Source organism: Sinorhizobium sp. 8-89, assembly GCF_030124325.1.
In the GTDB taxonomy this organism is placed as follows: Bacteria; Pseudomonadota; Alphaproteobacteria; order Rhizobiales; family Rhizobiaceae; genus Sinorhizobium.
Window position 1 is genome coordinate 1 of the sequence record NZ_JASKLR010000067.1, and the last position, 2,811, is coordinate 2,811.

A 2,811-nucleotide genomic window follows, 5' to 3' on the forward strand; every position below is an offset into this window, starting at 1 on the left:
GGTAACCGCCCGATTGTGACCGCCTGCCGGATTGGGCCTTGATGGCCTAAGACACGTGTTTAACGACGTCGTTAGGGACGTGTCTTAGGCGAGTGTTACGATGCGCGTGGAAATTCTTGGGCAGGAACGGCGGCGGCGATGGCGCGACGAAGAAAAGCGCGAGATCGTCATGTCGGTTGGGGTTTCGGGAGCTACGGTGACGGAGGTGGCTCATCGGCACCACGTGACGCGGCAGCAGATTTACACCTGGCGCAGCGAGCTGAAGAAGAAGGGATTGTTGTCGCCATCCACCAATGCGGTGTTTATTCCCGTCGACATGAGTGCCGTGCAGACCGAGCAACATGGCGATCAACAGGACCGATCTGGGATGATCGAGTTGCGATTGCCCCGCGGTCGCAGCCTTTGCTTCGACAGCGGCGTGAACGCCAGCGTCCTGACGCGGCTTATCCGGGCGGTGGAAGCGGCATGATCGGACCAGGGACTGGCGTGCGCGTGTACCTGGCTTGCGGGGTTACGGACATGCGCAAAGGAATAGAGGGTCTGGCTGCGCTGGCGCAGGACGTGTTGCGCCAGAGGCCGACCGGGGGCGCGGTCTTCGCCTTTCGAGGCAGACGTGGTGATCGTTTGAAGCTCCTTTATTTTGATGGGCAGGGCTTCTGCCTGTATTACAAAATTCTGCAAAAGGGACGTTTCCCCTGGCCTTCGGCGGCCGACGGGACAGCCCGGCTGACGTCGGCGCAGATGGCGATGTTATGGGAAGGGATCGATTGGCGGCGTCCAAACTGGGGCGCACCACCGGCACGTGTCGGCTGATTTATATCTCTCTGAATCTTATTGTTTTTATGGCAATTCGTCCTGATTTTTGATAGTCAGGCTCATGTCGAACGCGAGCCAAAATCTTCCCGATGATCCCGCCTTCCTGAAGGCGATGATCGCTGCCTTGCAGGCGGAAAATGCGAAGATGTCGGCGACGTTGCGGGCGCACGACCAATTGATCCAGGACCTGCGGCTGCGCATCGCGAGGCTAAGGAAACAGGCCTTCGGCAAATCCTCCGAGAAGATCGAGCGCGAAATCCAGCAATTGGAACTGGCGCTGGAGGATTTGTTGATCGCAGCGTCGGAGAACAGCACCAAACCAATAGACGAGGACGATGAGATCGTCCCGCAGGCGTCCACAGATCCTTCCAGGGAGAAGGTGATCCGCAGGCGTCCACGCGTATCAGAAAAGGCCGTGCGCGAGCGCAGGGAAATCGATCCCGGCAGAGTCTGCCCCGATTGCGGAGGAGAACTGCGCCTGGTGGGTGAAGACGCCAGCGAAATCCTCGACATGATCGCGGCGCAGATGAAGGTCGTCGAGGTCGCCCGATTGAAGAAGTCCTGCCGTTGCTGCGAGAAGATGGTGCAGTTGCCGGCGCCAAGCCGCCCGATACCGGGCAGCATGGCAGGTGCCGGGCTTCTGGCTTACATCCTGGTCTCGAAGTTCGACGACCATCTGCCCCTCTATCGCCTGAACGAGATCTTCGCCCGCATGGGCGCCGACATTCCCGACAGCACGCTGGTCGATTGGTGCGGTCGCGCCATGCGGGTGCTTCAGCCTTTGATCGAGCGGATCGAGGCGGCGATCATGGGCAGTGACCTTCTTCATGCCGACGACACCCCGATCCGGGTGCTCGATCGTTCGCTGCGGGATAAGGGGCTGGGCAAAGGCGTGAAGAAAGGCAGGATCTGGGCCTATGTCCGCGATCAACGTCCCTGGGCGGGTGTGGCTCCACCGGGTGCGGTCTATTACTTCGCCCCCGACTGGAAGGAAGAGCACGTCCACCGTCACCTCGAACAGACAAGCGGCATCCTTCAGGCTGATGGCTACAAAGGCTACGGCAAGCTGTATGACCCTGGAGGGGATGGGACATCCCGCTTCCGTGAGGCGGCCTGCTGGGCACACTGGCGACGCGACTTCCACGATATCTGGACCTCGAATAAATCCGAGATCGCACGCGAGGCTCTCGACCGTATCGGCGCGCTTTACGACATTGAACGTGAGATTGTGGGTCAGCCTGCCGATATCCGCCTCGCCGCGCGTCAAAAGCACAGCAAGGCAAAAGTCGAAGCCTTGCGCGTCTGGGCCGAGGCGCAGTTGACCCGCATTCCGGGCAAGGGCGATCTGGCGCAAGCTTTCCGCTATGGCCTGAGTCGGTGGCCATCATTCTGCCTGTTCCTGGAGGACGGCCGTGTTGCGATCGACAACAATGCTGCTGAGCGAGCCCTGCGCCCGGTTGGAATTGGAAGGAAAAATTGGCTCTTTGCCGGCGCAGACACCGGTGCGGAGACACTGGCGCGTGCCATGACGATCATCGAAACGGCCAAGATGAATGGCCTCGATCCGCAGGCCTATCTGGCCGATGTGCTCGATCGTATCCACGATCATAAGATCAATCGCCTCGACGAACTGCTCCCCTGGAATTGGTCACCTGTTGCCGTCATCTGCGCCGAGGCGGCCTGATGGCAACAGTCACTTATGTCCGCACCATCAAATACGTTGCCGAAATTCTTGGCGAGGATCCGGAGCTTCTCCAGGCGATCGTCAGCAACGATGACAACCTGACCTACGGCAGTATCATCAGCGTCAATAACGGTGAGGACGAATCCATCACCGCCCTGACAGACGACGGCATGGAGGAGTTGGAGCAGATGCTCTCCTATGCTCGCCGCTCAACTCAGGAGTGGAACGACTTCCTCGACAGCTTTGTCGACGACGAAGAACTCATCGCCCGCATCAAAGCAAAATCTCCGCGGTAGCAATCGGCCGGTTAC

4 protein-coding genes are annotated in these 2,811 nt (G+C 59.6%); all 4 read left to right on the forward strand.

Annotation, left to right across the window (positions count from 1 at the left end; genetic code table 11):
- Positions 1–100 precede the first annotated feature (100 nt).
- The 4 genes from tnpA (at position 101) to QN219_RS33620 (ending at position 2,796) form a co-directional block, all read left to right on the forward strand.
- Positions 101–469, forward strand: a complete 369-nt coding sequence (gene tnpA, locus QN219_RS33605) for an IS66-like element accessory protein TnpA (RefSeq protein WP_026618167.1) — start codon at positions 101–103, stop codon at positions 467–469.
- Positions 466–813 (forward strand): IS66 family insertion sequence element accessory protein TnpB, encoded by a 348-nt coding sequence (gene tnpB / locus QN219_RS33610; RefSeq protein WP_284004732.1) that lies wholly within the window; start codon positions 466–468, stop codon positions 811–813. The genes tnpA and tnpB overlap by 4 nt, the downstream gene beginning before the upstream one ends.
- 64 nt (positions 814–877) lie before the next feature.
- Positions 878–2,500, forward strand: coding sequence for an IS66 family transposase (tnpC, locus tag QN219_RS33615; protein WP_284004733.1), 1,623 nt, complete (start codon positions 878–880; stop codon positions 2,498–2,500).
- Positions 2,500–2,796, forward strand: a complete 297-nt coding sequence (locus tag QN219_RS33620) for a hypothetical protein (protein WP_284004734.1) — start codon at positions 2,500–2,502, stop codon at positions 2,794–2,796. The genes tnpC and QN219_RS33620 overlap by 1 nt, the downstream gene beginning before the upstream one ends.
- The last annotated feature ends 15 nt before the right edge of the window (positions 2,797–2,811 follow it).

What these genes read in the sequence shown, in the direction of transcription:
- tnpA (WP_026618167.1), top strand. Translation starts at nt 101, where the DNA reads ATGCGCGTGGAAATTCTTGGGCAGGAACGGCGGCGGCGATGGCGCGAC.
- tnpB (WP_284004732.1), top strand. Translation starts at nt 466, where the DNA reads ATGATCGGACCAGGGACTGGCGTGCGCGTGTACCTGGCTTGCGGGGTT.
- QN219_RS33620 (WP_284004734.1), top strand. Translation starts at nt 2,500, where the DNA reads ATGGCAACAGTCACTTATGTCCGCACCATCAAATACGTTGCCGAAATT.
- tnpC (WP_284004733.1), top strand. Translation starts at nt 878, where the DNA reads ATGTCGAACGCGAGCCAAAATCTTCCCGATGATCCCGCCTTCCTGAAG.